Origin of the sequence: Paenibacillus sp. FSL R10-2782 (genome assembly GCF_038592985.1) — a bacterium.
Lineage (GTDB): Bacteria > Bacillota > Bacilli > Paenibacillales > Paenibacillaceae > Paenibacillus > Paenibacillus terrae_C.
In genome coordinates this window covers 4,650,205-4,676,774 of the sequence record NZ_CP151951.1, presented here as the reverse complement: position 1 = coordinate 4,676,774, position 26,570 = coordinate 4,650,205, and the positions used below count along the sequence as shown (strand labels likewise).

The following is a 26,570-nucleotide window of genomic DNA, read 5'->3' as shown; positions in this document are numbered from 1 at the left end:
TAGCTGTGCCGAAGAGGAGCGAAGGGAATTATGAAACATCCGTTTCAGTCCTACCGTCAGCTATTTCCGGTGCTGTCTTCACATATTCATTTAGGGAGCTGCTCCCAAGGAGCCATATCCAGGCCGGTTTCAGCCGCCATTGAGGAATACCATCGAAGTTTGCTGCAACATGGGCATAACGGCGACCTGTCTATGGCACGGCTGGAGGAAGCCAGAGGACATTTTGCCAAACTGATCGGGGCGCAGCCTGACGAGATTGCGGTGCTGTCCTCAGCCTCTGAGGCGATTGCAGGGGTGGCAACTGCACTTCCTTATGTATCGGGCAAAGAAGGAATCGTGTACGCGGACAGTGACTTTCCCACGGTAGGGCACATCTGGCAAGCGCAGGACAGATTCCGTGAGCACATTCGTTGTATCCCCTCCACCCATGGTAAGGTTACTTTGCAGCAGTATAAGGAACACATTACCGAAAATACAGCGCTCGTTATGGTGTCCCATGTAAACTATATCAATGGATTTCAGCAGGATCTTAAATCCATGGCGAATGTGGCTCACCAAAATCAGGCGTTGCTGTTTGTGGATGCCTATCAGTCTGCGGGAATCATACCTATGGATGTAAAAGCGATGGACGTGGATATTCTGGTGGCGGGAGCCCGCAAATATATGCTGGGGATTCCGGGAGTCGCTTTTCTTTATGTGAGCAACGATTGGATAGACCGCTTCAAGCCCAGACTTACCGGCTGGCTCGGACAGGAGGCCGCTTCCCGGTTTGATATTGCGCACCCGGTTTTGGCGGCGGGAGCCCGACGCTTCGAGACGGGATTGCCTTCATTCATAAGTATCTTTGCCGCCAATGCAGCCTTAAAACTGCTGCTGGAAATCGGAGTTACGGATATTCAGGCGTATATGAGCGAATTGTTGGAATTTTCTATGGAGTATGGACGCCGCAAAGGGTTAAGCATTCGCTTGCCTTCCGGGGAGGATGCTTTACCTGGTTTTGTGGCTGTTGAGGTAGCTGATGCACCAGCGATTGAGAGCCGTTTGAGAAGCCAAAATATCATCGTTTCGGCGCGGAAGGATGTGCTCCGTGTGGCTCCGCATTTTTACAATACGGCAGGGGAAATCCGGCGGACGATGGATGAGCTGGCGGCCATTCGATGAATATGAATTGCTAGATTTGACTCTTTTAACGAGTCAATGTACACTAAACTAAGGTGAGATAAATGGAGATAAGATCGAATTTGCTGACAATTTTAAATGAAAAAGACATAACGATCAGACAATTATCTAAAAATATTGATTATAGGTACGAAACAGTACGAAGTCTGTGCCATAATCAAATTGAGCGTCTTCCTCTAGATTTGCTTGCGAAGATTTGTGTATATCTTGATATTAGAATTGAAGACATACTAACACTTGAAAAAAACGTGTGAAATTCTCTAAGGGGTCACTACTATGATTACTTACGTTAAAACAAATATTTTTGAAAGTCCGGCCCAAGTGCTTGTAAATACAGTTAATACTGTTGGAGTTATGGGCAAAGGGATTGCAAAACAATTTAAAGATATTTATCCTGAAATGTTTAAACAATATCAAACTTTTTGTGAGCGTAAATTACTTGATGTTGGAAAGCTTTGGGTTTATAAAACACGACACAAATGGATCTTAAATTTTCCGACAAAGAAGCATTGGAGGTCCCCTTCAAAAATTGAATATATTGAAATGGGATTGCAAAAATTTGTGGAGACTTATGCTGAAAAGGGCATATATTCAATTTCATTCCCTTTATTGGGCTGTGGCAATGGTGGATTGGATTGGGAAACAGAAGTTAAACCGTTAATGGAAAGTTATCTTAAACCTCTTCCTATTGATGTTTTTATTCACTTAGCGGATAGAACAAGTATAACAGAACATACAACCATATTAGAGACTCAAAAATGGTTATGGTCTGAGCCTTCACTCTTAAGTTTTAACGAGGTATGGGATGATATTAACAGTCTGATTGAGGACGATCTAAAGTTAATTGTTGGGGATAGTGAATATAGAGTTACTCTTATAGAGGATACGGATATCAGTCTGAATTTTATTTCTTCTCAGAAAACTTTAAATATAACACAAGATCAGCTCTTTGATCTTTGGAGACAACTGCGAACGGTTGGCTTCTGTTCAATGATTAACCTTCCAGAAAGTTTATACAACGTTAGTGCTGTTGTTTTTAATTTGCTTTCACGATTACGGTATGTTGAGCCCGTCGAGATGGCCCACAGGCTTGAAAATAAAAGTGATCTAAGGTATGGCATCCGATTGTTGCCTCATTTTGGCTATAATAAACAATCTTACACGGAGGAAATAGTTGATGCAGCAGAAAAATGATGCTCATTTATTTAAGCAAGTAATTGACTCATTAAAAAATGAATCTTGGCTTGGAAATCGAAAATGGTGGCCAAATTATTTGTTTCATTTCACTGATATCAAAAATGCTGCAAAAATTTTATCTTATGGTAAATTACTTTCACGAGATAGAATAACTCTGATAGGTGATATGGAAAATGAGAATGCTAGTCCTGAAGTCATAAATAACACCGTTTCAAAATGGAAAAAGTATGTTCGATTTTACTTTAGACCCAGAACTCCGACGCAATTCAACAACGAAGGGTTCCGTCCAATAAACGAGCGACTCCTTGGCGGAGCCCATTGTCCTATGCCTATTTTCTTCATTTTTCATTCTCTTCCACTCATAGCGTTAGAAGATTCCCAGTTTTCATATGGCTCGTTAGCGAGTCATGGTACTGAAACTTACAATACAATTGAGAAATTCAAAGAGATGCCTTTTGCATCTATTTATCACGAAGGTTCATATGATCCTCATTCCCAAAATTACATAAAATATCATCGCCACGCAGAGCTAATAATACCGGATGATTGTGATCTAGAATATCTTTATGGCATTGTGTGTCGTAGTCATGCTGAAAAAGAGACCTTTTTACATCATCTTGATGCTCCAACCGCGAAAATATGGGAGAAATTAATATCTGTAGATACATCAGGTAAGCTTTTTTATTCCCATTGGACTTACATCGATAGGGCAGTGTTATCTACAGAGAGGATTATTTTTTATTTGAATAAAGGTAACCGTGTAAAGGGAGTGTTTGAGTATCATTTAGATATACTTGAACACCAGTCTGGAAAGCATTATTATTCTTCAAAAGAAGGGTATTCTCCTAAAGATATCCTGAGCTTCGATCTGAAGAATTTGAAGAACTCTAATGATTATACGGTAACTTTAAGACTTGATGGTGATTTGGCCTATTCAAATGTTTATAAAAGTAAAGAAGATGACGATCTTCCTTTTTAATAAGAGGGGTCCCGTTAGCCATTTTTATATGGTTTTTTGGGACCCTTTTTGATTTATCTGAATGACTGGCACCTATACAGATTATACAATCCGCTTGCGCAGCCAGCCGGAGATCAGATCCGTTAATATGATCAGGACCACAATGCCCAGCAAAATGACACCTACGCGGTTCCAGTTGCGCATTTGGAGCGCAAACAGCAGCGGAGTACCGATACCGCCTGCACCGACCAGACCGAGCGTGGTAGCGGAACGAATGTTAATTTCAAAACGGTAGAGCGAATACGAAAGGAACTGTGGAATCACCTGCGGCAGCACGGCGAAGAAAATCACCTGCAAACGGTTGGCGCCACAGGCGATCAAAGCTTCCTGCGGCCCGTGATCGACGCTTTCGATCGTTTCTGAAAAAAGCTTGGCCAGCATGCCGATGGAGTGAATACCGAGGGCAAGCACACCCGCGAATGAGCCTGGTCCAACGGCCTTGATGAACAGGATCGCGACGATCATTTCAGGAAAAACCCGAATGACGCTGAGTACAAATTTACCGCTGCCCGACAAGGGGCGTAACCGAGTCATGTTGCTGGATGCCCAGAAGGCAAACGGGAGACAGACAAATGCGGATACAAAGGTTCCGAGAACGGAGATAACCAGTGTATCCAGCAGCCCGCGCAGCAAGTCCTCTCCTTCAGGAATGTAAACGAATGACCAGTCAGGATGAAGGAAGCCGTCCAATATAGCGACAGAAACGTTTTTGGCGGTTCCCTGTAATCCTTCGAACTGCATCCCACGGAAAGCCCAAATATAAATAATGATTAGCAGAATAGCTATCGCCCATAGGCGCAGGCGGGAGCCAACAGGTCTGCGAAGCGTAGGATCATTCATAATAATTTCCTCCGTAGCAGGTTACTTCCATAATCAATCGCCAGAACGATGACGAGGGTCAGTAGAATAATGATGCTTGCCCGGTCATACCGGAACAGGCCGAGTGAACGGTCGAGCAGCAGGCCGATACCCCCCGCGCCGACCAGCCCCAGAACAGAAGCCGCACGTACATTGACCTCAAAGGTGTACAGCAAGTAGGACACAAAATAGGGCAATGCCTGCGGTACGACTCCGAAGGCAATCACCTGAATGCGACTCGCGCCAACGGCAGTCATGGCTTCCAGCGGCCCAGGATCAATCGCTTCAATCGCCTCGAACGTCAGCTTCGCTATGATACCGAAGGAGAAGAAGAGCAGAGCGAGCATCCCTGCGAACGGCCCGATGCCGAACACCGCTACAAAGATGGAGGCAAACAGCAGATCGGGAACGGTCCGCACGAGGTTCAGGATTGTGCGCATCGGCAGCGAGATCAGCTTGCGCGGCATGACATTGTAGGCGCACAGTAACGCGACAGGAATAGCCAGCAACGCACCCAGTGTCGTGCCGACAATGGCAATCTGGATGGTTTCCAGCATCGGCTTCCAGATGGTGGGCAGGTAGCTCCAGTCAGGAGGAAACATTTCGCCCAGCAATTTGCCCATCTCCGGCAAGCCAACGATCAACTGGTAAGGTGTGGCATCCGTATGAATGGAGCATGCCACCAGCACCACAATAAAGATTATCCAGGTGGCGTAACGCTTGTAACGACCCGGCAGGGCTGGCCCTGCGGGCGGCTTGGATGGCTGCGGCGGTCCGCCTTGAGGTGACGGCGGCGTCGAAGAGAGCGGCTGGGCAGTGGAGTCGGGCTTCATGATCCCACTCCCAGCAGCTCATCATGCTTGATGGCCCGGCCGTAGATTTCCGCAAAGGCGTCATCCGTAGCTTCCTCCGGCGTGCCGTCAAAGACGACCTCCCCGGCGCGTAGCCCAATAATCCGCGTCGCATATTCGCGCGCCAGATCAATGAAATGCAGATTGACGATGGTTGTAATCTGCATTTCGCGGTTGATCCGCTGGAGGTCGTCCATGACCTGGCGGGTAGTCAGCGGATCAAGCGATGCGACAGGCTCATCCGCCAGAATAATCTTGGCCTCCTGGGCCAGAGCGCGGGCGATGGATACGCGCTGCTGCTGTCCGCCGGACAGCTCATCGGCCCGGCTGTAGGCCTTTTCGCGGATGTTCACGCGTCCCAGCGCTGTTAGTGCCAGCTCAACATCCTCCTTCGGAAAGAGGCCGAGAATGGTCCGAAGCGTCGAATGATAGCCGACGCGGCCGGAAAGTACATTGCGGAGCACGGTGGACCGCTTAACCAGATTGAAGCTTTGAAAAATCATGCCGATATCACGGCGAATGCGGCGCAGCTCGCTGCTTCCGGCAGACGTGACAGACCTGCCGCCCACGACAATGTCGCCGGAGGTAATATCATGCAGTCGATTAATAGAACGCAGCAGAGTGGACTTGCCCGCACCGGACAAGCCAACAATGACGACCATTTCGCCCTCTTTAATCGTCAGATTAATATTGTTCAACCCTTTGGTGCCGTTTGAGTATGTTTTCGATACATTGCGGAATTCGATCATATGCTCCCAACTTTCTCCCCCCGATGGGGTGGAATGAAAACAACACCGCCATGAATACATGGACGGTGCTGCCCTGTCATTCGTAATGCCTGTTTCGTAGCTGTTGCTTCATTACAATTACGTGTTTGCTCCTATTACTTAATCGCTTGGCCGACGGCTTCGGCATATTCACGTACAGAATCGAAGTTTTTATCGTCGCCCTTTTCATAGCCTACATGCGTGTATATTTCTTTAATGATTTCGCCGCCCGCAGGGTCTTTGGCGATATCTATAAAGGCTTGGCTGATTTTGTCTCTCCACGCTTGATCCATATCGGAACGTACGCTGACCGTATCATTCGGAATTTTAGCGGTGTAATGAATGACACGTGTTTTTTCAAATACATCCGGAATTTCCTTCTTTACCGTGTTGCGTGCATCCTGGAAAACAGCTACAGCATCAACCTGACCGTTCAGTAGCGCCAGAATAGCGGCATCATGGCCTTTGATCGTTACACCCTGGACATCCGTGTCCGGGTCCACGCCGGCTTTTTTCAGCTCTGCTGCAGGATACACATAGCCTGCGGAGGAGGTTACATTTTGCCAGCCAATTTTTTTACCCTTCAGATCAGCCAGGCTTTGAATCGGAGAATCTTTTTTCACCACGATCATGGATTTATAAAAGTTTACTTTTTCAGTTGTATCCTTGCCTGTACTGTCTTCAATGCCGTAGCGTTGGGCTTGCAGCAGCAAGTCAGCCGCTTTACGGTTATCGTGTGCCAGAACATAGGCATTCGGTGGAAGGAAACCTACATCTACCTGTTTGGAGGACATGGCTTCCACAATCGTGTTGTAGTCAGGAGACACGGTTACTTTTACCGGGATTCCGAGCTTGTCGCCCAGTAGCTTTTCGAGCGGCTTGGCTTTGGCTTCGAGCGTATCTGCATTTTGGGAAGGAACGAACTGCACTTTTAACTCTGTAGGAACATAGGCTGTGCTTTCGCTTTTCGTGCCATCTGTGCCTGGAGTAGACGCGCTGTTATTATTGCTCGCATTGGAGCCGCATGCTGCGAGACCCGCAGCCAGTGTGAAAGTCATGCACAAGGTCAGTGCTTTTTTAAACAAAATAATTTCCCCCTAAAATAGTAATAACGAAAATAAAATTGAAAAAGTCTGTAAATTCTGTGACAAACAGAATCTTAACAGTTAGTCCGGTCACTAGGGTAAAAACCATTCCTGACTTTGGTAAAAAGTATGTAAAATATATCTTATACTCTCTCATTTCTGTTCATTTAACATTCTCTTAACAGTACCCTGTTAGACTTGTTCAAGCTCTAAGACCGAAGCTGAGGGAGAGAACAGGATTGGATATTTCAGATATCAATAAAGAGGTACGACAGCAGACGCAATGTCCTGTGAGGGTGAAATTTCGTATTATGGTTACGACCGATCTGCATGTCAGCTTGTGGAATTACGATTATTATACGGATCGGGAAACGCTACAGTACGGTCTTGCGCAAACAGCCAGTCTAATTCAGGCGGCTCGGTCCGAAGCACCTAACCACCTGCTGCTGGATAACGGGGATGTTATTCAAGGCAATCCGATGGGGGATTATGCTGTGCAGCGTCTCCAACAGTACCCGGACGCCGTGCATCCCGCCTACAAAGCGATGAATCTGCTTGGGTACGAAGCGGGCAATATTGGAAATCACGAATTTAACTATGGATTGGAATATTTACAGACTTGCATTCAAGGAGCGGAATTTCCATATATCAATGCCAACATCTATATGCAGGTGGAGACAGATATTTTTACAGATAGCCATACATTCGTAGAAAAAGAACGAAATTATTTTACACCTTATCTGATACTGGATAAGACGGTGGAGGATGAAGCAGGCGGCAAACACCTGTTGAAGGTGGGGATTATCGGGTTTGTACCTCCGCAAATTATGCAATGGGACAAGGCGTGGCTGGAAGGAAAAATCATCGTCAAGGATATGCTGGAGACTGCAAGACGGTTTATTCCTCAAATGAAGGCAGAGGGCGCCGATTTGATTGTTGCCATGCCTCACGCGGGCTTCGAAGATATTCCTGAAACGCCATATATGGAAAATGCGGTGCTGCATCTGAGCAATGTAGAAGGGATCGACGCTATTTTGTTTGGTCATGCGCATAAAGTATTCCCCGGCCCTTCGTTTGTTGGTAAAACGGGTGTTGACGTGGAGCGAGGCACCATCCATGATATTCCGGCGGTAGAGCCGGGCTTTTGGGGAGATCATCTGGGTGTCATAGATCTGGACCTGACCCTTATAGACGGAGCGTGGCAAGTGGCTGCCTCTTCTGCAGAGGTACGTCCGGTGTATGATCCCGTACGCAAGCAAGCACTGGTGCAGCCGGATACTGCCATTCAGCAGGCGGTTGCGGAAGAGCATGCCGAAACACTGGACTATATTCGCGCACCTGTTGGCCAGACGACGTTAGCAGTAAACAGCTTTTTTGCCCAGGTGATGGACGATGCTTCCGTTCAACTCGTGAACGACGCGCAAATTTGGTATGTGAAGCAGCAGATGCAGGGGAGTGAGTACGAAGGTCTGCCCGTTTTGTCGGCAGCGGCTCCTTTTAAAACAGGCGGCAGATACGGTCCCTCGCATTATACCGATATTCCAGAGGGGACTTTGGCGATCAAGCATATCGCTGATCTGTACAATTTTCCAAACACGCTGCATGTCGTCCAACTGACCGGGGGAGAAATTCGGGAATGGCTCGAATGGTCTGCTGGACAATTCCGACAAATTGATCCTTATGCAGAACAGGAGCAAGAGCTGATTGATTCGGATTTTCCGAGCTTTAACTTCGATATCATTGACGGGATTAGGTATCAGATTGATGTGACGCAGCCCGCCAGATATGATGCTGCTGGAATATTGAAGGAACCAGATGCGCACAGAATCATTCATATGTCCTTGGATGGAGCGCCGATGGATATGCAGCGAAGCTATTTGGTTGTCACGAACAATTATCGTGCGTTTTCCTCTACATTGGTCAATCCGGGTGGGGAACGAATCGTACTCGCTTCACCGGATGAAAATCGGCATGTGCTGACTGAATATGTGCGGCATATGAAGACGTTGGCGCCCAAAGCAGACGGTCACTGGTCCCTCTCACCATGGCCGGGCCGCCCGCACGTGACATTCCTGACCTCACCGCAAGCAACAGATGCCGCGCAAGCCTATCCAGAGTTGCTTTATGAAGGATTGACCGCAGAGGGATACGCCAAATTTGCCCTGGATTTCGGGCGATCCTGAATTTTTTGAACAAATACATGACAACATATCCAACGGGGTAAAGCGGACTAATTTCCATTCTTTATGAGCCTATAGCATCAAATGATGAGCAAAGACTGTCCCTGCGGGGGCGGTCTTTTTGCACACGGATCATTTGAAATCGTACGAAATTCGTAATTTTATATGCCCTGAGTCGAGTTTAAGTTATTGACCTCCGTTATAATTAGACATATACTTTGATTAAACAAATTTTGGTTTAAAAGGTAAAGAAAAAGTCACCATCATTTGATGGAGGGGGTGTCCCTTTGGAAAAAAACACCACGATTCGTGCAGAAATTGAAAAGTATATTCAGCGTGAAGGTATTTCCATGCAATGTTTCGCAGACGCTTCCAAGGTAAATCCGGGTACACTTAGCGGTATACTTAATCGGAATCCCCCACGGCCGATTTCTGTTAATCAGCTTGACCTGATTACTGGGGCTATGGGATTGGAGGAAGGGGCCTTGTTCGAGATGTATGTGGATGAATGTTTTATTCATTCCTTACCGCACTGGAGGAGGTTACGTCCGTTTCTGCTCCGCTGTTCAGAGCTGAACAAGCTGGAATGTATTTGCAGCGTACTTGGCTATCTGATGGATGATTTATCGAACATTCCGGCTATTTTTGAGACCGCAGAAGCCATGTTTGAGGACAACAGATATGAAGCCGCCATGCTTCTGTACAATTGCGTCATCGAGAGTGAGAAATATACCCACTCCGAGCGGTTAGCGATCAGCTATTTCCGTATATTCCAGATTCAGATCAAGGATAACAAGCGGAGCTTGAAGGCTGCTGTGCAATTCCATTTGTACCGTAGTCGTCTGCCGGAAACATACGCATTGGAAGGCTTACATATGCTATCTCAAGTGTTTGCGTTAAAAATGCAATGGTCCGAGATGGAAATGTATGCAGACGAGCTGCGAGAATTGGCTCAGGCGCTATACCGCAATCGGAATCGCTTTGGAGATGAGCATCTGGAGTTGCTCAAGCCGCTTGTCTACTATTATGCACAGGGTCATCTACTCAAGGCCAGCTGTTATGAGTTTCAGGGCAGGTACGAGGAATCCAAGAAATGGATAGATGGGTATGCAGATTTGAGCTGGTTTGAAGGATTGGACGAGGAAGGCCAGAAAGTAGTGGACATGCATCGAGTTTATGCTCAAGGCAATCGGCTTTGTATCGAAATTAAAATGGGCAATACCTCTGCAATTTATGAATATATTACGTATTTGCGCGAGCATCCGGACGAAACGCTGGAAGGCTTGAATACGCTGCTTGAATCAGCGAACAGGTTCGGTTATTTTGTGGATGCCGAGCTGGGGCTATTCAGCCAGCAACTCAAGAGCTTCTGGGAGCTTGCCCCGGATCAATGGGACACTCACTACCGAAAGCATTTTAATGCATTCCGCTTCGCCTCGTTTTGCAAGGTGTATGCCGAATATCATTTTCGCAAGGGCGATTATGCGGAAGGACTGGAGCAAACACTGCATTGCTTACAGTTGTCTGTAGACAATAGCTACACTGAGCATATTATCGGTTGCATGGCTTTGTTTGAGCAGCACCGGAATTTTTCTACCCTGGAACAGCAGTATCTGTATCAGAAGTTTTGCCTGGGCGTGCGTGAAAATGAAAAGAATCATGCCTATGATCACAGTACCGGCGGATATATGTAATCTTTGTAATTCTAACCTTCATCAATCCTATTCCTTCGAGGATGTTCTCTATCAAAAGGGAACGTTCTCGTTTTTTAATGCTACTAAACGCATTGCGCGTTGACAAGTTTCGCATGCGGGATTAGGATAAATGCAGCACAGTAAGTGAAGGAGAGCATGTAAAATGACGATTCCCAAAACATTAACGATAGCTGGCTCCGACACCAGCGGCGGCGCTGGTATTCAGGCAGACTTGAAAACCTTTCAGGAGCTTGGCGTTTATGGAATGAATGTATTGACAACGGTAGTTGCCATGGACCCCAAAACCTGGGACCATCTTGTATATCCTGTTGCGCTGGATGTGGTAGAAGCACAGCTACGTACGGTATTGGAAGGCATCGGCTTTGACGCCATGAAAACGGGTATGCTCGGTTCCGTTGATATTATCGAGCTGGTTGCCAGCCATCTGCGCAAGTACGATCTTAAACGGGTCGTTATAGATCCGGTTATGGTCTGCAAAGGTACGGATGAAGTGCTTCAGCCGGAGAATACAGAAGCGATGCTGGAATTTCTGATTCCAGGCGCTGACCTGGTAACTCCGAATTTGTTCGAGGCTTCGCAATTGGCGAAGAATGGACCGATTACGACGCTGGAACAGATGCAGGAAGCGGCTGCGATTATCCATGAGCGCGGGGCGAAGCACGTGCTGATCAAGGACCGTGGCAAAATTCGCGCAGGTAAAGCGATGGATCTGTTATATGACGGAATTACCTTCGACTGGTTCGAGGCGGATGTTGTGAAAACAAACTTCACCCATGGTGCAGGCTGCACCACGTCGGCAGCAGTAACGGCTGGCTTGGCCCAGGGACTGACCGTACGTGAAGCGGTGGATCAGGCCAAAAAATTTATTACACAGGCGATTGAAGGCAGCTTCAAGCTGAACGAATTCGTCGGCCCGACTCTGCATGCGGCACATCGTTTGCAAAATCAGTAAAGCATGAATGCATTTATAAAATCAGGATTTTGCAAACTCCTCAAATGACTGCTATAGGGAGTGCATCTACGATATATTTAGCGTTAGGCTAGAGTTTTAAGCCGCAATACATGGTATTGCGGCTTTTGACGTTGTATTTTTTTGGAATTATATCTTCCAGTTTACTCTAATCGTACTGTATAATAGGCATCAGATTTATTAAATTTAGGGAGGATTCGAAGCAATGACAGTATTCAACCAAATGGCTTACAGCCGACCAGAGCAAGCTGAAATTGAACAGCGGTTTAAAACGCTTTTGCAGCAGTTTCGTGAAGCGGACAGCGTAGAGCGTCAAAATGAAGTCATTCATGCCATTAATAAGCTGCGCAGTAACGTGGAAACGCAATTGCAATTGGTGGAGGTTCGTCATTCCATTGATACGGAGGACGCATTTTACAAAGCAGAGCAAGAGTACGCTGATGATTTCACACCGGTCATTCAGGAGTATGTAACCGATTACTACCGGGCATTGGTGGACTCGCCGTTCAGATCCGAGCTAGAGAGCCAGTGGGGGAGCCAGCTTTTCAGTATCGCCGAGGTTTCACTCAAGTCTTTCCACCCGGATATTATTGAGGATATGCAGCAGGAAAATAAGCTTACCTCCGAATACTCTCAATTGATTGCTTCAGCGAAGATCCCGTTCGAGGGAGAAGAACGTACATTGTCGCAGCTTCTGCCTTTTGAAATGGCTACAAACCGGGAGACACGCAAACAGGCCTCTGAGGCCAAGTATCAATTTATGAGCGAGCATGAGGATGAGCTGGATCGAATTTACGATGAACTGGTTAAGGTACGCACGCGCATAGCGCACAAGCTGGGCTACGATAACTTTGTAGAGCTGGGTTATGCCCGTTTGGGACGTACGGATTACAATGCGACTATGGTTGCCAATTTTCGTGAACAAGTACTGAAGCATATTGTTCCACTGACAACCAAGCTCAAGGAACGCCAGCGCGAGCGGATCGGAGTGGAGCAGCTTCGCTATTATGATGAAGGCTTTAACTTTTTGTCAGGCAATCCTACACCCAAAGGCGACCCGGAGTGGATCATTCGTAATGGAGCCCGTATGTATGAGGAGCTTTCAGCGGAAACTCATGAATTTTTCAGTTTTATGATCGAACGTGGGTTGATGGACCTGACTAGCAAAAAGGGCAAGCAAAGCGGAGGCTATTGTACGTTTTTGAGCGAGTATGGCACGCCGTTCATTTTCTCCAATTTCAATGGTACATCCGGTGATATCGACGTGCTGACGCACGAAGCAGGTCATGCTTTCCAGGTGTATGAAAGTCGACATTTTGAAATCCCCGAGTACCACTGGCCAACCATGGAGGCGGCTGAAATTCATTCCATGAGCATGGAATTTTTCGCATGGCCTTGGATGAAGCTGTTCTTCGAGGAGGATACGGATAAATATCACTTTGAACATTTGTCCTCATCGTTGTTGTTCGTGCCTTACGGCGTAGCGGTGGATGAATTTCAGCATGCAGTATATGAACATCCAGACTGGACGCCAGCCGAACGTAAAAGCGCATGGCGCTCCATTGAACGCAAGTATAAACCGCATTTGGACTATGCAGGCAATGAGTATCTGGAGCAGGGCGGGTTCTGGCACAAACAGGGGCATATTTTTCAATCCCCGTTCTACTATATTGACTATACACTCGCGCAACTCTGCGCGTTTCAATTCTGGAAGCGCATGAGTATCGACCGGACAGCTGCGTGGGAAGATTATTTGAAGCTGTGCCGTGCCGGGGGAAGTCGATCTTTTACCGGATTGGTTGAGCTGGCTGGACTAATCTCGCCGTTCCAGGATGGCTGTATCGCCTCTGTAATCGGAGAAATCGAAGCATGGCTGAACAGTGTGGATGATAAAAAGCTGTAAGCTTAACCAAAAAGGGCATTTCGCTTACCTGTAAAGGCTGGAAGGCTTGCAGAGGAGCTGTCCTTTTGGGTGGAAACAGAGCTGTTGCATGAAAAAAGCCGGGACCCTCTACATGATGTAGAAGTCCCGGCTTTGTGTGCTTTTAGAGCAAATAGAGCTCTATTAAAGCTTGGTGTTCAGCGGTTTGAGGTTGGCTTCAATGGAAGCGCGGCGCGATTCCAAAAATGGCGGTAACGCCAGCGATTCACCCAGAAACTCCAGTTCTTCATCTGTATCAAAGCCGGGTCCATCGGTTGCCAATTCAAACAAAATGCCATTCGGCTCGCGGAAATACAATGAACGGAAGTAAAAGCGATCCACGAACCCTGAGCTGGAAATTTGCAGTTGGTTAATACGATCAACCCACTGTCTAAGCTCTTCCTCAGTCGCAACACGGAAGGCTACATGATGCACACTGCCTCGTCCCGGGCGCTCTTGTGGAAGATCATTGCGTTCTTCCAGATGAACCTCAGTCCCGGTACCGCCTTCGCCGGTTTCATAGATGACCACATCAGGCTGTCCCGCAACGGTGGAAGGATAGGAGCCTTTTTTGCGGAAGCCCATCACCTGCTCCAGAATGAGGATCGTGCTTTCCGCTTTGGGAATGGTCAGATGAACCGGGCCAAGTCCGACGATACCGTATTCAGCAGGCACAGGGCTTTTCTCCCAAGGCGTACCGCCCCGCACTCCGTTGTCATGCTCATCCGAAACCAGGAAGAAGCGCTGCCCTTCAAAATCCTCAAATGAAAGCGCCAAACGCCCCGCTTGATCCGTAATTTCACCATGTTTTACATCCAATTGCTCGAAACGGTTTTTCCAGTAATCCAGCGCCTTGTCATTCGGTACACGCAGGGAAAGTGCCGAAATGCTGTTATTCCCCGTACGAGTTTGCCCAGCATGCGGAATCTCAAAGAAAGTGACTTCGGTGCCAGCCGTTCCGCGCTCATCTCCATAAAAGAGGTGATAGACGCTAACATCATCCTGATTCACCGTTTTCTTAATGAGCCGAAGTCCCATTACCTGAGTATAAAAATCAACATTCTTAGCCGCTGCCGCCGTAATCGCCGAAACGTGATGCAATCCTAACAGTTTCATGTCATTGTCCTCCTTGGTTTTATATGATTAGCAAGTAAAAGCAAAATAAACAGTCATAAACTTTCCTCTATATTTATTATCTTGATATTAAGATATATCATTTAGGATTGTTTGTCAACTCGAATTACATATCTTGCTGCAAAGAAGAACGAAAATAGAAATTCGAAATCATGCAAAAGCAGATACAATAAAGTCCAACATGGAATAAGAATTTTATTATAAAGGAGTATATTCGAATGTATACAGACAAGGATTTAACGATTAGGCCCGTTATAGAAGAAGACTTACAGGCTCTTTGGACGATTATCTCCAAGATAAGGAAAAGCGAGTTGAACAAGATGACTTTTGGCTCATTGAAGTGGAAGGTAAGATCATTGGATCGGTTAGCTACTATTGGGAGCATCAACCCTCCCAATGGCTTGAGATGGGAATTGGTATTTATGATTCGCAGTATTGGAGCGGTGGGTTTGGTACCAGAGCATTGCGACTGTGGATCACGCATTTATTTAATACACTACCTCTAGTAAGAGTAGGCTTTACAACCTGGTCAGGAAACCATCGGATGATGAAGGTTGGGGAGAAGCTGGGGATGACCTTGGAGGCCCGGCTTCGAAAGTGTAGATTTTATAATGGACAGTATTATGATTCGATCCGAATGGGGCTTTTGAGGGAAGAGTGGGAGTCGTAAGCTCTAGTTTATTTTGCTATCTTATGTATAGATAAACCATGTTGAGGCGACTAAAAAAGAAAAACTGAAAAGCCTGCCTTAAGGGCAGACTTTTCTTATATACAATACATTTACTCTGACTCTCGAAGTCGTTCCACGATGCTCTGCTTATTATTTAAAGAATAGAGAATTAGAGGAATACCTACTCCAAGAACAAGCAGAACAGGTAATAAGACTAAAAGTGGCCATATCATAAAGTGATAGCTTAACAGCCATAATAGACTACTGAAGGGTTTTACAATCGAAATGGAAAATAGGATTCCTAATAATATGGAGAATATGCTTGTGCCGAGTACATAATACAATCCTTCGTAGATTAGCATTCCTCGGAGTTGCTTTTTAGTCATGCCTATGCTCTGAAGCATAGCAAATTCTTTGCGACGAGTTAGTATGCTGGTTAGAATCGCATTTATAAAGTTAAGGAGCCCAATTAAGCCTATAATCAAGCTGAGTGTGCCGCCAATCATCATAACAGTAGTTTGCATACCTGCTAACGCGTTTTTTGATGTAATTTTGGACTGATAGTTCATCATTGGTTCTGTAGTTTCGGTATACTTTTTCAAAAAGCTTTGTATGGTTTCTTCATGATTCGAAGACACATTAAATGCATAGCTCATTAAAGTGGGGTGTTTCGTAAGCGACCTATATACTCCCGCCGGGAGATAGAAGTTATAGTTTGAGTTTCGATCAGAATTGGTAGATTTGATACCTACATGACCAAGCACTATAAATTCATGTGTTGTATTTATTTTATCCAGTGACGTATTTGCTGAACCCACATAACTATGGAAAGTCACTTTGTCACCTACTTGATAGTTGGCGTATTCCATCATTGGGCTGCTATTATCGTCTAGTACGACTCCTTCTAGGATGTACTTACGAGAATCCAGTTTTTCCTTATCAAGTTCACCATCAACCAATTGCAATTGGTGCAGCGGTAAATCTTCTAGTCCGTACACTTCTGAAATGAAGTTACCGCGAGCATCTGTATTATCGTCACTTTTTGTGGCGCCTTTTATATTTTCAATAGTGAACATCTTTGGATCACCATATAAGCGGCCACCCTCTTCAAAACCGGGCTGAGCCTGTACAGCCTTAATGAAGCTCTCTGTAAGTTTGGTTTCAAAACCAGTAAAATCCTCTTGAAAATATTCAGCATGAGCAATTAGAAAATCAGTATCGTTAAATTTGGACAAAAACTTGTCCATGTCTATACTTTGGGAGAGGGTGAAGGCTGTGTTTAGTAACACCAGACTCAAGGAAAGACTAATAACTACCAAGAACGTACGCTTTTTATTGCGGCCCAAATTGGAACGAGCCATAAGGTGTATTTTTGCACCTTTGGTTGATTTTATTAGCTTGCTCTTATCCTTGGTGTTACCATCCGTATATCTTACAGCTTCAATGGGCGATACAGAGGATGCAACTCTGACGGGTTTGAAGGTGCTTATAAACACGGTCACAAGTGTAAATAGGGCCGATCCTATAAAAATCCATGGGTTAGGCGATACTGTAATGCCCGAGTCAGCATAATTAGTGATATTAATAATAAAGGGCAAAAGCGATTTACCAACAAAGAAGCCTCCAATTAGCCCAATAGGAATCCCTATCACGGAAAGAATTAATGCTTGTCTGCGAATGATACGTCGGATTTGTCTTCCACTTGTACCTATTGTTTTTAAGAGTCCATAAAATCGGATATCTTGTATTACTGAGATTTGAAAAATGTTGTAAATGATTAAATATCCAGTAAATATGATCAGGACCAGACCGGAAGCAAGTGCAATAATAGTTCCTATATCCATACTAAAATTCGTCGAAAGGTACGACCAGTTCACATTACTTGCAATATAGTTCGGTGCATTTTTGTCAAGGGAATACCCGCTTTCCGTAATAACTTTGTTGAGTTTTCCTTGCAAATTAAAGCTGTTATCAAACATGAGGTATGCACTGATCAGTCCTGTCTGACTATAATCTTTTTTATAGGTGCTTTGTAATTCTTGGGCATAGGCATCTATATAAGCTTTGGAGGCCAATATTTGCCCTACGTTAAACACAGGATCACTTTTCCACCAGCCAGATAGGACAAATCCACGTTGTAGTTCTTTGCCACGAATTTCAAGCTTTAGTGTTATGGGTGCGCCTATTTTTAAGGGGACGCCCATTAATTGCAGCGTTTTGGAATCAGCGATTACTTCATTTTCAGTCATAGGCTTGTGACCTTCTTTAAGTTCAATAAAGCCAAGTTTCATCCCTATATCATCATAAAACCAGAACTCCGTATGACGTTTTAATAATTCTTGATTTGTAACCTTATCGCTTAACAAGCGATTATAGGCTATCTCCTTGATCAACGGATGATTCTTAACATGATTAAACTCCTCATCATTGATATATTTGAGTACAGCCTGACCACCTCCACCAGCCTGACGCATGGTTGCTCGTTGAAGACTTTCTACTGCGCCAAGCCCCATCGTAACCAATGTTGTAAACAACAAGGCAGTTAGGACTATGGCACCAATGGCGATAATGTTTCGGTTTTTATTCATTTTCAGGCTCTTGTCTGATAAATTACGGATAATTTTTTTGTTATTTAATTTGATCATTTGCTGTCACCGCCGGTAATTTTACCATCTTCAATACGAATGACCCGATCCGCTGTTTGTGCAATTTCTTCATTATGGGTAATCATTACGATCGTTTGATGGAACTGCTGACTGGATACTTTGATAAGTCCCATCACATCCAAACTTGTTTTGCTATCCAAATTTCCAGTGGGCTCATCTGCCAGAATAATAGCAGGTTTTGCTGCCAGCGCCCTTGCAATAGCTACACGTTGCTGTTGTCCGCCCGATAGATTACTCGGCAAATTGTTTAGTTTATGGTTAAGTCCCAAAGTGTTTACAATTTTATCTACATGGGCTTGGTGTGGTTCTTTGCCGTCCAATTGAATCGGTAGTACAATATTCTCATAGACATTTAGGACGGGTACCAAATTGTAGTTTTGAAACACGAAGCCAATCTTTCGTCTGCGAAAAATGGTCAATTCTTCATCTTTGAGAGAGAAGATATCCTTACCATCAATCGTGACATTTCCGCTTGTCGGCCGATCCAGTCCACCTAGCATATGCAGCAAGGTAGACTTGCCACTACCGGATGTACCAACGATTGCGATAAATTCTCCATGATTTATCTCCAGGTTCACCCCATCCAGTGCATGAACAGTCGTATCTCCGTTGCTGTAATGTTTTTTTAAATCTTGAGTTTTTAATAGAGTCATTAAATTTCTCCTCCATAAAGAAAATAGTCTGTATTGCAGCCAACCGCAATACAGACTGTACCACATCAATCTTTCCACAATCTTTCTAAAATCTAACAATATTGAAAGAATTATTTGTCTATAGGGAGAAAAATGGAGAAGGTGGACCCGTTACCTGGACTCGATTGTAGCTTGATATATCCTCCTTCAGCCGCAATGATTTCTCTCGACAAAAACAGGCCAATACCAACCCCCTCCTTTGAGTTCACAGTTTGTGAGCGATAGAAACGCTTAAAAATCTTACTGTGTTCCTCTTCTGCAATCCCTATTCCACTATCGGTAATATCAATGCGGCAAAATAAGTCATACGCAATCACTTTTATGACAATGCTCCCGCCAGTCTCTGTATATTTGACGGCATTGTCCAAAATATTATAGATTGCCTCAACCGTCCATTTTAAATCAAAGGAAGCCTGAATTGCTGTACCCTTCATAGCAATCGTGATCTCTTTAGCTTCTGAATTCGGCATAATTTGCTCTAATGCAACATCCAACAGCTTTTGAACAGGCTCCTGCCTTGGTGATACCTTAATAATTCCCGTTTCGAGCCGGGATATTTTCACCAACGCATGGATAAGGAAATTCAGTTTTTCAGCTTGTATACACAGAGCTTTTAAACAAGAGGAGCTATCTTCCGGCAAATCATGTTCACTAAGCAGTTGTGAGTATAGGAGGATATTAGCAACAGGTGTTTTCGTTTGATGTGAGATGTCAGAAATGAGCTCGTTTATTTTATTTTTTTCTGCTAACAAATTCTTCGAGGAAACAGAGCAAATAGAAAGGAATTGCGCAAGTTTAGCCTCTACTGCTGATAAAGCAGATTCGTCAAAAACACGTTCCGAAAACTCGCCACTAATAGCAGCTTCAATCATATGATCAATAGTTTTTATTGTTTTATGTACGTTTCTACGATATAGAAGAATGACAACCCCAGCAACGACAAGAGCAGTCATAGCAATTCCAAAACATACATAATTCAGGGTAGTCAATCATTTCACCGCCCATGTGTAACCAATCCCATACACGGTCTTAATGTACTGGGGTGAGGAGGGGATATCCTCTAGCTTGTCACGTAGCCTTTTTATGGTGACTGACAAGGCATTTTCGCTTACATACTCAGCACCGTCTGTCCAGATGCTGTCTACCAAATGATCGCGGGTAACGGTATTCCCTCGATTAACAATTAAGAGGCGGAGTAATTTCTGCTCGGTTTTACTTAGCTCCACAGGTGTACCATTTTTCACAAATTCCATCTTTTCAAAGGAAAAGGAAAAGGCATCTATTTGAAAGGATTCTGCAAGATCACGCTTGATTTTCTTTAACTGAACGCCCACTCTAGCTCTTAATACCATCAGACTGAAAGGTTTGGTGATATAGTCGTCGGCACCCAACTCGAGACCTGTTACAATATCCGTTTCCATATCATGTGCAGTCAGAATGATGATTGGTAAAGTTGTTGTTCTCCAAATATCAGTTAAAAAGTCTAGTCCGTTTCCATCTGGCAAATTTAGATCAAGAATCATTAGGTCAAAAGTAGCACTTGCCAATTGTTCCTTTGCAGTAGCAAGATTATATGTTTGCACAAATACGTTGTTAGGTTCTTTAAGAGCCAGAACAATACCATTACTTAAAGCTATATCATCCTCAACGATTAATATGTGATTCATCGTTTTCCTCCTATTTTTTTGAAAATCGTGCCACCGGGCTGGGGTTTCGAAAGCAGCGCACAGTAAAATGTTAAAGGGGGTCATAGGAATATTCTACTTCCAGTTTACAGGATATTGCTCTGATTTGCTCATTGTTTATCTGGACTGTTCGGAAACTCTTCATAAAAGAGCGAAGGCATCACTGAAATAATAAAATGATGGCATCGACTCTAATATTTGTAGTCCATATCTTTCCGCATGGTGGTAGTGGGTAACATAAAGTTTATTCTGAAAAACTCAAAAATTAACAATTAACCACGAAAAGAAGAGGCAGAGATACTTCTTCTTTTTCATTTACATAGCAACATCTGCATTATAAAGATTAAACAGCACTTATTTCTAATAAAAAAAGTTTGTGGCCCAAAAATTCCTTATTTTTAATTTTACTCCTTTCAAAAAAATTGACAGATACGATTTGACTGATATAATTTATGCTAGTTAATTTTTGATAATGATTATCATTATTGGATGGGAGGACAGGGCCGAAGCTTGGTACAGGTTGTTGGAGAACAGGCTCCCTTGGTTAGAACATGAAATTGCGTTATTTAATACTGGCTTTTCTGGTACTGGCCTTCGCCTCGGTTTTTATCGGTGTTCATGATGTAACTCCACTTGATTTGTTCCACTTAACCGACGATCAGGCGCAGGTACTCCTGATTAGCAGACTCCCCCGTTTGATCAGCATCATCATCGCAGGAGCGAGTATGAGTATCTGTGGGCTTATTATGCAGCAGCTTACCCGGAACCGATTTGTATCGCCCACCACCGCAGGGACGATGGACGCGGCACGATTAGGTGTGCTGATGGCCATTATGGTGTTTGGAGCGGCTGGATTTTGGACGAAGATGCTGACCGCTTTCGGGTTTGCTCTGGCGGGGACACTAATTTTCATGAAAATACTGGACAAAATCCGGTTCAAGGACCCGGTATTTATCCCGCTGGTCGGTTTGATGTTCGGGGGCATTTTGAATTCGGTGACAACCTTTTTCGCCTATAAATACAATCTGATCCAGAGCATTTCCAGTTGGATGCAGGGTGATTTTTCACTGGTGATGAGTGGTCGCTATGAGATGCTGTATCTTAGTGTTCCTTTGGTTGCATTGGCATACATATATGCGAATCGTTTCACAATTGCAGGCATGGGCGAGGATTTTGCGGCAAATTTGGGCGTACATTACAAGCGCACCGTCAATGTCGGTCTGGTGATCGTGGCTTTGGTTTCCTCCGTAGTCATATTGACCGTGGGAACGATCCCTTTCCTGGGGCTGGTTGTACCGAATCTGGTTAGCATGTATATGGGCGATAATCTAAAAAAAAGTTTGGCCCACACCGCGACCTTGGGCGCCGTCTTTGTGCTGTTTTGCGATATTTTGGGACGGGTCATCATTTATCCGTATGAAATATCTGTAGGGCTTACGGTTGGTGTGATCGGGAGCGCGTTGTTCTTGTATTTGCTGTTGAGGAGAAGGGCCTATGAATCCTAAATTTAAAATTGGCATATTAGCCGCTGCCGCGCTTCTGTTGATTGCTGCTTTCGTGTTTATAGATCTTCCGCATACCTGGCACTACGCGTTGCCACGAAGATTGAAAAAGATCGCAGCCTTCATCCTGACAGGTGGCTCGATTGCTTTTGCAACGGTTATTTTCCAGACGATTACGAACAACCGGATTTTGACCCCGGGCATTATCGGACTGGATTCACTGTATATGCTGATTCAGACAACCATTGTGTTTGCATTTGGCTCCGTACCGTTCATTTCGACCAGCAGAGAGCTGAATTTCTTATTATCTGTGGGACTGATGGTGCTGTTCGCGGGTTTATTGTACAAATTAATTTTTCGTAAGGACGGACGCGGGATTTATGTTCTTCTGCTGGTCGGTCTGGTGTTCGGCACGCTGTTCAACAGTTTATCTACCTTTATGGAAGTGCTGATTGATCCGAACGAATATGCCAAAATTCAGGACAAAAGTTTTGCCAGCTTTAGCAATGTGAACACCGAGCTGCTGTGGCTGTCCGTCGTGATTCTAGTGCTCGTATTCGCTTATGCGTGGAGGTTCATCAAGTATCTGGATGTGCTGTCGCTCGGACGGGAACATGCCATTAATTTAGGACTCCCTTACGGTTTTATTATCAAAAGGTTGCTGGTGATCGTGGCGATTCTCATCTCCATTTCCACGGCGCTCGTCGGGCCGATTACTTTTCTCGGGTTGATTGTGGCAAATGTGGCCTATCAGGTGATGAAAACCTATCAGCATCGTTATCTTATTCCGGCTTCTATCTGTGTCAGTGTCATTGCCCTGGCAGGCTGCCAACTGCTGGCAGAGCGAGTATTTGACTTATCGACAACGGTCAGCGTCATTATTAACTTTATCGGGGGGGTGTACTTCCTGTACCTTTTGCTGCGGGAGAATAAATCATGGTAGAAGTCATAAACGTATCCAAACGCTACGGGCATAAAAATGTGGTGGATCAGGTATCCGTCACCGTACCGAAAGGCACCATTACTTCCTTTATTGGACCCAACGGCGCGGGAAAAAGCACATTGTTGTCGATGATCAGTCGTCTGACAGACAGTGATGAGGGAGAAATCCTTATTGATGGGCAATCCGTGAGTCTGACGAAAAGTGAGGAGCTGGCCCGGAAGATATCCATTTTAAAACAGACGAATGATGTCAACATCCGCTTAACCGTGAAGGAACTGGTCAGCTTCGGCCGTTTTCCGTATTCCCAGGGCAGATTGAACAGCAAGGATCGCCAAATGGTCGAGCAGTCCATGGCCTACATGGGGCTGGAGGATATGAAGGACAAGCATATTGATTTGCTGAGCGGTGGACAGCGACAGCGGGCTTTTATTGCGATGATTTTGGCTCAGGACACGGAATACATACTGTTGGACGAGCCGCTGAACAATCTGGATATGAAACATTCGGTTCAGATTATGAAGACGCTGCGCGGTTTGGTGGATGATCTCGGCAAAACGATTCTGGTGGTGCTTCACGACATTAACTTTGCTTCCTGCTATTCGGACTATATCGTGGGGATGAAGGACGGCAGGCTGTTAAAGCAGGGAACTGCTGACGAAATGATTGATAGTCAGGTATTAAAGGATTTGTACGATATGAATATTCCGATCCAACAGATCGGTGATCATAAAATTTGCGTTTATTTCACATAGGGGGAATGTAAAATGAAGAAAAATATGATGTTTTTAACGCTAATACTGGCGCTGGTATTGATCGTGTCAGCCTGTGGCAAAGCGGCTCCAGCCACTCAGGAAGCAACTGGAAACGATTCATCATCTGCCGCAACAACCGAGCCCAAAACCATTGAAGTCAAGCATGCACTGGATGAAAATCCGGTTCAAGTGAAGGTTAATCCGAAAAATGTTGTTGTGTTTGATTTTGGTGCATTGGACACATTGGATAAACTGGGTGTGGATGTTGCCGCAGTAGCACAGCAGGATCTTCCTACATATTTGAGCAAATATAAAGATTCCAAATATGCAAGTGCAGGTACGCTGTTTGAACCAGATTACGAGAAAATCAGCGATCTTTCTCCTGGATTGATCATCATTGGTGGCAGACAGGCAGATGCGTACAAAGAATTGAGCAAAATTGCACCGACCATTTCGTTGGCTGTAGACACCAAGGATTTTGTGAATTCCTTTAAGAAAAACGTTGAAACACTGGGTCAAATTTTTGATAAAGAGGATGCTGCCAAACAGGAATTGGCTACGATTGATAGCTCCATCAAGGCCGTACATGACAAGGCTGTAGCGAGCAAAGCCAAAGGACTGATTGTACTGACGAATGAAGGTAGCTTGAGCGCATATGGCGAGCAATCCCGCTTTGGTATCATTCATGACGCTCTGGGCGTCACTCCTGTAGATCCTGACATTAAAGTATCCACCCATGGACAAAAGGTTTCATTTGAATATGTACAGCAAAAAAATCCGGATTACATCTTTGTCGTTGACCGTGGGGCTGTTGTGGTAAAGGAAGGCAAGGAACAGGTCACAGGCAAACAAACGATTGAGAATGAACTGGTGAAGAAAACCAATGCATTTAAAAACGGCCATATTGTGTATCTTGACCCGAACTACTGGTATCTGTCAGGTAATGGTCTGGAATCCGTATCGGAAATGATCAAGGAAATTGACGCCGCGTTGTAATGGATAACATGTACACGATGTAGAGTTGCATACGGTGAAAGGTCATCAAGTGTTTGTTCCGATAGCACGATTGGAATATGGACTTTGTGCAATAACCCCAAAGGATTGGAGATCGTGGAGTCTCTATGCCCTTTGGGGTTATTTTTTGCGTATAATAGAGTAATACTCAAAATTTGATGTTACACGTTATTGAAAGTGAGGGAACCCATATATGAAGAAAAATCGTCTGGGATCTTCGGATTTGCTGGTAGGAGAGATTGGCCTGGGTTGTATGTCGGTCGGTACGGAGGAACAGCAAGGTGTCTACCTGATCCATGAAGCGCTGGATCGGGGCGTGAACCTGCTGGATACAGCGGATTTGTACCATCACGGACGTAATGAGGAAATCGTGGGTGCAGCGATCCGTGGACGGCGACAAGACGTTGTTTTGGCGACCAAGGTCGGTAATCGGCGTATGCCGGGCCAGGAGGGCTGGGGGTGGGACCCGTCCAAAGAATATATCCTGTCTGCGGTCAAAGAAAGCCTGCGCCGCCTGGGGACGGACTATATCGACCTGTATCAGCTTCACGGAGGGACGATTGATGATCCCATCGACGAAACGATTGAGGCTTTTGAACAGCTCAAAAGGGAGGGGGTCATCCGTTATTATGGCATTTCCTCGATTCGTCCTCACGTCATCCGTGAATATGTCGAGCGTTCCAATATCGTCAGCGTCATGAATCAATATAGCTTGCTGGACCGTCGGGCAGAGGAAGAGGTACTATCCTTGCTTCAGGAGCGAGGAATCAGTGTCATTGCACGCGGGCCTGTCGCCAGCGGCGTATTGACCGCCGAAGGAGAGGGTAAGGCAGCCAAGGGATATCTGGACTACGAAGAGGCGGAGCTGCTGGACGTACGCAAGCAATTAAAGACGTTCACGGGGGCAGAGCGCAGCATGGGGCAGACGGCGATCCGTTATAGCCTGTCTCATTCGGCTGTCGCGGCTGTCATCCCGGGTGCAAGCTCATTGGGACAATTGGAGCATAATATCGCAGCAGCAAGTCTCCCGCCATTAACCCAACAGGAGCGGGAGGCGCTACAGCAGATTAGCCGGGCTAACCGCTATGATGCGCAATACCGCTGATACAAGTACAGGCAGGACAGAGGGAATCTTTGTCACACGGTCGGAAATGCGATTTGCCAACCGATAAATTGGTTCATACTTTTGAACGTGTACTTGCCATAGTTGCAATATATGAAAGAATCATTACAATATAAGAATAAGCTCAGGTTTATAATCCATATTTGAATATGGAGACGTTCATAAATATACTTTAGGAGGAACCAACAAATGGAACGCATCGAATCACAGCAGCAGTATCAGGATTTGATTAACGGTGACGGCTTGACGGTCGTAAAATTTGATACAACCTGGTGTCCGGATTGCAAGACACTGGATAAATTTATGGGTGGCATTATCGAGGAAAATGCAGATAAGCGCTTCTTTGCACTTGATGCTGAGAAATTCCAGCCGATTGCCGAGGAAAATCAGGTGCGTGGAATCCCGAGCCTGCTTGTTTTCCGTAACGGCGAAAAAATTGCTCATTTGCACAGCAAATATGCCAAGACGCCAGCACAAATTTCCGAATACCTGACCACGTTGGAATCAAAGCAATAATGAATGATGCAAAATGCTGAAATAGAAAAAGGGTTATCCCATGGCTTGATTTGTCAGCCATGGGATAACCCTTTTTTGTCATACGAAACGAGCTGTTATTGCTGAAAAGCATGAAGGCTTTGCGGCAACAAA

At 45.1% G+C, this 26,570-nt stretch carries 23 protein-coding genes and 1 pseudogene; 15 read left to right on the top strand and 9 right to left on the bottom strand.

Annotated features, from left to right (window positions below):
• Positions 1–30 precede the first annotated feature (30 nt).
• The 4 genes from NST83_RS21420 (at position 31) to NST83_RS21405 (ending at position 3,355) form a co-directional block, all read left to right on the top strand.
• Positions 31–1,161, top strand: coding sequence for an aminotransferase class V-fold PLP-dependent enzyme (locus tag NST83_RS21420; protein ID WP_342415610.1), 1,131 nt, complete (start codon positions 31–33; stop codon positions 1,159–1,161).
• Between the two features lie 62 nt (positions 1,162–1,223).
• Positions 1,224–1,433 carry a helix-turn-helix transcriptional regulator gene (locus tag NST83_RS21415; protein ID WP_342415609.1) on the top strand — a complete coding sequence of 70 codons (210 nt, stop codon included), beginning with the start codon at positions 1,224–1,226 and terminating at the stop codon, positions 1,431–1,433.
• Between the two features lie 22 nt (positions 1,434–1,455).
• Complete coding sequence (locus tag NST83_RS21410; protein ID WP_342415608.1) at positions 1,456–2,373, top strand: macro domain-containing protein; 918 nt, start codon at positions 1,456–1,458, stop codon at positions 2,371–2,373.
• Positions 2,357–3,355, top strand: a complete 999-nt coding sequence (locus NST83_RS21405; RefSeq protein ID WP_342415607.1) for a DarT ssDNA thymidine ADP-ribosyltransferase family protein — start codon at positions 2,357–2,359, stop codon at positions 3,353–3,355. The genes NST83_RS21410 and NST83_RS21405 overlap by 17 nt, the downstream gene beginning before the upstream one ends.
• Positions 3,356–3,436: 81 nt before the next feature.
• On the opposite strand, the gene phnE (NST83_RS21400) is transcribed toward NST83_RS21405, so the two are convergent.
• From phnE (NST83_RS21400) to NST83_RS21385, 4 genes are all read right to left on the bottom strand, one after another.
• Entirely contained in the window at positions 3,437–4,234 is a 798-nt protein-coding gene (gene phnE / locus NST83_RS21400; RefSeq protein WP_137060362.1) for a phosphonate ABC transporter, permease protein PhnE, read from the bottom strand.
• Complete coding sequence (gene phnE / locus NST83_RS21395) at positions 4,231–5,085, bottom strand: phosphonate ABC transporter, permease protein PhnE (RefSeq protein ID WP_342415606.1); 855 nt, start codon at positions 5,083–5,085, stop codon at positions 4,231–4,233. The genes phnE (NST83_RS21400) and phnE (NST83_RS21395) overlap by 4 nt, the downstream gene beginning before the upstream one ends.
• On the bottom strand, positions 5,082–5,852 hold the full coding sequence (phnC, locus tag NST83_RS21390) for a phosphonate ABC transporter ATP-binding protein (RefSeq protein ID WP_342415605.1): 771 nt from the start codon (positions 5,850–5,852) through the stop codon (positions 5,082–5,084). The genes phnE (NST83_RS21395) and phnC overlap by 4 nt, the downstream gene beginning before the upstream one ends.
• A 134-nt stretch (positions 5,853–5,986) precedes the next feature.
• Positions 5,987–6,955 carry a phosphate/phosphite/phosphonate ABC transporter substrate-binding protein gene (locus NST83_RS21385; RefSeq protein WP_342415604.1) on the bottom strand — a complete coding sequence of 323 codons (969 nt, stop codon included), beginning with the start codon at positions 6,953–6,955 and terminating at the stop codon, positions 5,987–5,989.
• A 239-nt stretch (positions 6,956–7,194) separates the two neighbouring features.
• On the opposite strand from NST83_RS21385, the gene NST83_RS21380 reads away from it, so the two are divergent.
• The 4 genes from NST83_RS21380 to NST83_RS21365 all read left to right on the top strand — a co-directional run bounded on the left by NST83_RS21380 (position 7,195) and on the right by NST83_RS21365 (position 13,723).
• Entirely contained in the window at positions 7,195–9,138 is a 1,944-nt protein-coding gene (locus NST83_RS21380; RefSeq protein ID WP_342415603.1) for a bifunctional 2',3'-cyclic-nucleotide 2'-phosphodiesterase/3'-nucleotidase, read from the top strand.
• 284 nt (positions 9,139–9,422) lie between these two features.
• A complete protein-coding gene (locus NST83_RS21375; protein ID WP_342415602.1) occupies positions 9,423–10,829 on the top strand; it encodes a DNA-binding protein in 1,407 nt (468 codons plus the stop codon).
• 163 nt (positions 10,830–10,992) lie between these two features.
• Positions 10,993–11,802, top strand: coding sequence for a bifunctional hydroxymethylpyrimidine kinase/phosphomethylpyrimidine kinase (gene thiD / locus NST83_RS21370; RefSeq protein ID WP_342415601.1), 810 nt, complete (start codon positions 10,993–10,995; stop codon positions 11,800–11,802).
• Positions 11,803–12,025: 223 nt separating this feature from the next.
• A complete protein-coding gene (locus tag NST83_RS21365) occupies positions 12,026–13,723 on the top strand; it encodes a M3 family oligoendopeptidase (RefSeq protein ID WP_342415600.1) in 1,698 nt (565 codons plus the stop codon).
• 162 nt (positions 13,724–13,885) lie between these two features.
• Here NST83_RS21365 and NST83_RS21360 read toward each other — a convergent pair whose 3' ends face one another.
• Positions 13,886–14,857, bottom strand: coding sequence for a ring-cleaving dioxygenase (locus NST83_RS21360; protein ID WP_342415599.1), 972 nt, complete (start codon positions 14,855–14,857; stop codon positions 13,886–13,888).
• A 236-nt stretch (positions 14,858–15,093) separates the two neighbouring features.
• Between NST83_RS21360 and NST83_RS21355 the strand changes: the two are divergent.
• Positions 15,094–15,545: pseudogene (locus tag NST83_RS21355) on the top strand (GNAT family protein).
• A gap of 110 nt (positions 15,546–15,655) precedes the next feature.
• Here NST83_RS21355 and NST83_RS21350 read toward each other — a convergent pair.
• The 4 genes from NST83_RS21350 to NST83_RS21335 form a co-directional block, all read right to left on the bottom strand.
• Positions 15,656–18,190 (bottom strand): ABC transporter permease, encoded by a 2,535-nt coding sequence (locus tag NST83_RS21350; protein WP_342415598.1) that lies wholly within the window; start codon positions 18,188–18,190, stop codon positions 15,656–15,658.
• The gene (locus NST83_RS21345) at positions 18,187–18,864 is read right to left on the bottom strand and encodes an ABC transporter ATP-binding protein (RefSeq protein ID WP_342415597.1); all 678 of its coding nucleotides are present in this window, start codon (positions 18,862–18,864) and stop codon (positions 18,187–18,189) included. Before NST83_RS21345 ends, NST83_RS21350 begins: the two co-directional genes overlap by 4 nt.
• 110 nt (positions 18,865–18,974) lie before the next feature.
• Positions 18,975–19,892 carry a HAMP domain-containing sensor histidine kinase gene (locus NST83_RS21340; RefSeq protein ID WP_342415596.1) on the bottom strand — a complete coding sequence of 306 codons (918 nt, stop codon included), beginning with the start codon at positions 19,890–19,892 and terminating at the stop codon, positions 18,975–18,977.
• Entirely contained in the window at positions 19,893–20,570 is a 678-nt protein-coding gene (locus NST83_RS21335) for a response regulator transcription factor (RefSeq protein ID WP_137060350.1), read from the bottom strand.
• 569 nt (positions 20,571–21,139) lie between these two features.
• Between NST83_RS21335 and NST83_RS21330 the strand changes: the two genes are divergently transcribed.
• The 6 genes from NST83_RS21330 to NST83_RS21305 all read left to right on the top strand — a co-directional run bounded on the left by NST83_RS21330 (position 21,140) and on the right by NST83_RS21305 (position 26,438).
• Positions 21,140–22,093 (top strand): ABC transporter permease, encoded by a 954-nt coding sequence (locus NST83_RS21330; RefSeq protein WP_342415595.1) that lies wholly within the window; start codon positions 21,140–21,142, stop codon positions 22,091–22,093.
• Entirely contained in the window at positions 22,083–23,033 is a 951-nt protein-coding gene (locus NST83_RS21325) for an iron chelate uptake ABC transporter family permease subunit (protein WP_342415594.1), read from the top strand. Before NST83_RS21330 ends, NST83_RS21325 begins: the two co-directional genes overlap by 11 nt.
• Positions 23,027–23,785 carry an ATP-binding cassette domain-containing protein gene (locus tag NST83_RS21320; protein WP_342415593.1) on the top strand — a complete coding sequence of 253 codons (759 nt, stop codon included), beginning with the start codon at positions 23,027–23,029 and terminating at the stop codon, positions 23,783–23,785. The genes NST83_RS21325 and NST83_RS21320 overlap by 7 nt, the downstream gene beginning before the upstream one ends.
• A gap of 12 nt (positions 23,786–23,797) precedes the next feature.
• Positions 23,798–24,781 (top strand): siderophore ABC transporter substrate-binding protein, encoded by a 984-nt coding sequence (locus NST83_RS21315; RefSeq protein WP_342415592.1) that lies wholly within the window; start codon positions 23,798–23,800, stop codon positions 24,779–24,781.
• A 211-nt stretch (positions 24,782–24,992) separates the two neighbouring features.
• Positions 24,993–25,904, top strand: coding sequence for an aldo/keto reductase (locus NST83_RS21310; protein WP_342415591.1), 912 nt, complete (start codon positions 24,993–24,995; stop codon positions 25,902–25,904).
• Between the two features lie 207 nt (positions 25,905–26,111).
• Positions 26,112–26,438: a thioredoxin family protein gene (locus NST83_RS21305; protein ID WP_044644532.1), complete on the top strand. Its 327-nt coding sequence runs from the start codon at positions 26,112–26,114 to the stop codon at positions 26,436–26,438.
• Positions 26,439–26,570: the final 132 nt, after the last annotated feature.